This is a genomic window from Pseudomonas sp. R62 (assembly GCF_000257605.1).
Taxonomy (GTDB): Bacteria; Pseudomonadota; Gammaproteobacteria; order Pseudomonadales; family Pseudomonadaceae; genus Aquipseudomonas; species Aquipseudomonas atacamensis.
In genome coordinates, this window is sequence record NZ_JH635999.1 from 506,578 (window position 1) to 510,436 (window position 3,859).

The window sequence follows — 3,859 nt, forward strand, 5'->3', positions numbered from 1 at the left end:
ATTGGCAGTGTGATTCCAACGGTCGGCGCGATCATTCCCGCAGCGGTGGGCGTCGACATCGGTTGCGGCATGATCGCTGCGCGTACGTCGCTGACGGCTGCAGATCTGCCAGACAACCTGCATGGATTGCGTACTGCAATCGAACAAGCGGTGCCGCACGGCCGCAGTTCGAATCGTTCGCGGCGAGACAAAGGCGCCTGGGACGAGGTTCCGCAGCAAGCCGATCAGGCCTGGGCGGGGTTGCAGCCGCGCTTCAAATTGATCACCGACAAGTATCCGAAACTGGCCAATACCAACAACCGGGCACATTTGGGGACGCTCGGCAGTGGCAACCACTTCGTCGAAGTGTGCCTGGATGAAGCCAACCGTGTCTGGTTCATGTTGCACAGCGGTTCGCGTGGCGTCGGCAATGCTATCGGCAACCTGTTCATCCAGATGGCCCAAGCCGATATGCGTCAGCACATTGCCAACCTGCCGGACCGTGACCTGGCCTATTTCGAAGAGGGCAGTCAGCATTTTGATGATTACGTGGAGGCGGTTGGCTGGGCGCAGGACTTCGCCAGACAGAACCGTGAACTGATGATGCGCGCAGTGATTCAGGCCACGCGGCAAATCATCCACAAGCCTTTCGAGGTCGCGCTCGAAGCGGTCAACTGCCATCACAACTACGTGCAGAAGGAACGGCATTACGGTGAAGACGTGCTGATTACCCGCAAAGGCGCGGTGTCAGCGAAGAAAGGTGAACTGGGGATTATTCCGGGCTCGATGGGCGCCAAGAGCTTCATCGTTCGCGGTCTGGGCAATGAAGAGTCATTCAGTTCCTGCAGCCATGGCGCCGGGCGCACCATGAGCCGCACGAAGGCCAAGAATACCTTCACCGTTGCCGATCAGATTCGCGCCACGGCCCACGTGGAATGCCGCAAGGACGAAGCGGTGATTGACGAAATTCCGATGGCCTACAAGGACATCGACAAAGTCATGCAAGCCCAGCGTGAGCTGGTGGAAGTGCTGCACACCCTGCGTCAAGTGGTGTGCGTCAAAGGATAAGGAACTGCGGCGCTGGCGAGAGCACCTCATCCGGCGCTGCGCTGGTTCATCGCCGCTTAGCTGAAGCGCGAATCATCAATATTAATCAGAACTCAGGAAGACTCGCGGCGGCTGGATCGCTACCTCAGGAACACCGTCAGGCTGTACGCGTAAGGAATTGCAATGAAAAAGGATGTAATTGAACTGGACGGCGCCATTGGTGGTGGCCAGGTGTTGCGCAGTGCGCTGAGCCTGTCGATGGTGACAGGCCGGGCGTTTCGCATTAAACAGATCCGCGCCAGACGCAGTCGTCCGGGATTGCTGCGTCAGCATCTGACAGCCGTGATGGCGGCGGCCGAGGTTTGTGGTGCAGAGATATCTGGTGCGCATCTGGGGTCGCAAGCCCTGAGCTTCGAACCGGGCGAGATTAGCGGAGGCAACTTCCAGTTCGCTATTGGCACGGCGGGCAGTTGCACGCTGGTGCTACAGACGCTGTTGCCAGCCTTGTTGCAGGCGCCGCAGGCCAGTCGAGTGACAATCTCCGGTGGCACCCACAATCCGCTGGCACCGCCGACGGATTTCCTCTCTCGCAGTTGGCTACCGCTGCTGCGGCGCATGGGCGGCGATGTCGAGCTGGAGTTGCTGCGTCATGGTTTCGTACCGGCTGGCGGTGGCGAGATTGCCGTGACGGTGCAGCCGTCGCGCCTGACGCGACTGGATGTGTGTGAGCGCGGCGAGGCGATTTCACGGCAGGCTCTGGCGCTGACTGCCGGACTTGCGCCTACCGTCGCTCAGCGAGAACTGAGCCAAGTGGCCAAGCGGTTGAACTGGCTCGCGGAGGCGCTGCAAGCGGTGACGCTTGATCCGGCACGCGGTCCGGGCAATGTGTTATTGCTGGAGTATGTTTTCGAACACGTTACCGAGGTGTTCAGCGCATTTGGCCAAGTGTCGTTACGCGCTGAGAAAGTAGCGGATGCCGCGATCAATCAGGCTGCTGACTGGCTGCGTAGTGGTGCTGCGGTGGCTGAGCATCTGGCCGATCAGTTGCTGTTGCCGATGGCGCTGGCCGGCGGTGGATCGTTCACCACGCCGCGCATGACTGATCATTTGCGCAGCAACATTGAAGTCATCCAGCTGTTTTTGCCCGTCCGTATCGATTGTCAGGAGGAGGGCAGTGATCGCTTGCGGATAGCAGTTTCACCAACTCATTAGTAGCGACCTGCGATCCCGAAGACAGTCGCAAAACCTCACTGAGAGCGCCACTAGCCCTCAGCCATTAGCACATTCGACCTAATTGCCCCCTGTTCCGGCTCGACCTTAAAGTCCTGTCGCTTGGCAGCTGACTGTCAAATTTTTCCGGTACAAAATCAAAAAGGTCTATCTGCAATGAACTCATCAAGGACTATTCCGGTTCTCGCTTTATTCGCAACAATGGTCCTCGCGGTCACTGGATGCCAGACCGTAAAGCCGGGGGAGAGTGATCTCAAGAATCGAGCACAGACCACCATCGGCAAACCCGTGATCAAGGTTTCCAACATCCGCAGTGACTTCAATACAACGTTCTACACCGCTCAAACCGAGAATGGCGAATATACCTGCGAACTACCGAGCGGTCCGATGGTAGCTCTGGGTTCCATGGGCATGGGACTTGGCGCTCAGTGCACCAAACAATGACGAACCAGTCTCTTCGCCGCTAAAAAAAAGGCCAATGTCGATGACATTGGCCTTTTCTCTTTAACGAATACTCGGCGCAGATCAGTTGGTTTTCGAGTTCAACTTGCGCAGTTCTTCATAGGTCGCCGATTGCACGAACCAGAAGCCGGAGACAATGCACCAGCCCAGGGTGCCGCCTACGAACATACCGAGACCCGAGAGAAAGCTCTGGCTCATCATGAAGAGGGAAACGATCAGGATGACCGCCAATGCGATGTAGAGAACGATGTTGTTGACGCCGATGACGAAATCTTTCATTTGCATTCCTTGGATGTATTTTCCTCTGGCCGCCCTCTATGGCGACCAGTGCGCGCATCATATTGATATCACCCGGTGTTGCGCTAGTTTCGGTGTCGGATTTTCGTTACTAAAAGCGAATCCACTCTTACTGAGCGGGTTTTTTATCCAGGTCTTCGGAATCGCTCGACGTCGCGGCATCCTTTTCTGTCTCATGCGGCTCTGATCCCGCGTTGGCGCCTGAGGACTCTTCGCCTTTCTTGTTCGCCTTCTCGTCATGGTCGCGAGAGCTTTCTGCATGATTGACGCCGGGCAGGGCGGTGGCGGGGGTGGCGGCGCCCGCCGTGGATTCGGCTGCCGAAACGTGAATTGGGCCGATCAGGCACAGGCTGAAAAACGACAAGGCGAAAATTTTCCTGTTCATCACGTGGGCCTTCTGCGAGGTGGAATGTACAGCGTTGGATAGGCCTGTCTGGCAAACGTGCGCGGTATTGGACGAGCGGCGAATTTACCCTGATGAAAAATATCCCGATAGCAGGCAAATTGCTGGCCCCCAGAGACATTTTGCCCCGGCAAAATCGCCTTTTTTCAAAAGGTTAGGTTGGCTATATGCGGACGATTGTCATCACCGTTGCGATGCTTTCCCTGGCTTTGATCGCCTCGGGAGTGCAGGCAAAAGAGTTAAGCAAAGGCCATCGCTTTGCCTGCACTTGGGGCTCGGATATCGCTGCCGGGGCGCAGCGATCGAAATTGTCAGGAGTTTCACTGTATGGCGCGCGCAAGCAATTGCAGGTTCGCCGGTTCCAGCAGCCTTGGATGCGCATGACAGCGATGGGGATTACCGAGCAGACCTACAACAGCAGTTCCAAGCTCAAACCGGCAG

The 3,859-nt window shown here is 57.0% G+C and carries 6 protein-coding genes; 4 read left to right on the forward strand and 2 right to left on the reverse strand.

The genetic code is table 11. From position 1 onward, the window contains the following. From OQK_RS20690 to OQK_RS20700, 3 genes are all read left to right on the forward strand, one after another. A partial coding sequence (locus OQK_RS20690; protein WP_038861488.1) for an RtcB family protein occupies positions 1-1,047 on the forward strand: 1,047 nt, incomplete at its 5' end. 162 nt (positions 1,048-1,209) lie between these two features. Next, a complete protein-coding gene (gene rtcA / locus OQK_RS20695; RefSeq protein ID WP_016774061.1) occupies positions 1,210-2,238 on the forward strand; it encodes an RNA 3'-terminal phosphate cyclase in 1,029 nt (342 codons plus the stop codon). 174 nt (positions 2,239-2,412) lie between these two features. Then, complete coding sequence (locus OQK_RS20700; RefSeq protein WP_038861489.1) at positions 2,413-2,700, forward strand: hypothetical protein; 288 nt, start codon at positions 2,413-2,415, stop codon at positions 2,698-2,700. 81 nt (positions 2,701-2,781) lie between these two features. Here the strand turns inward: OQK_RS20700 and OQK_RS20705 are convergent, their stop codons facing one another. Then, positions 2,782-2,997: a hypothetical protein gene (locus tag OQK_RS20705; RefSeq protein ID WP_016774063.1), complete on the reverse strand. Its 216-nt coding sequence runs from the start codon at positions 2,995-2,997 to the stop codon at positions 2,782-2,784. Between the two features lie 127 nt (positions 2,998-3,124). Beyond that, a complete protein-coding gene (locus OQK_RS20710; RefSeq protein WP_016774064.1) occupies positions 3,125-3,400 on the reverse strand; it encodes a hypothetical protein in 276 nt (91 codons plus the stop codon). Positions 3,401-3,585: 185 nt separating this feature from the next. On the opposite strand from OQK_RS20710, the gene OQK_RS20715 reads away from it, so the two are divergent. After that, a partial coding sequence (locus tag OQK_RS20715) for a hypothetical protein (protein ID WP_016774065.1) occupies positions 3,586-3,859 on the forward strand: 274 nt, incomplete at its 3' end.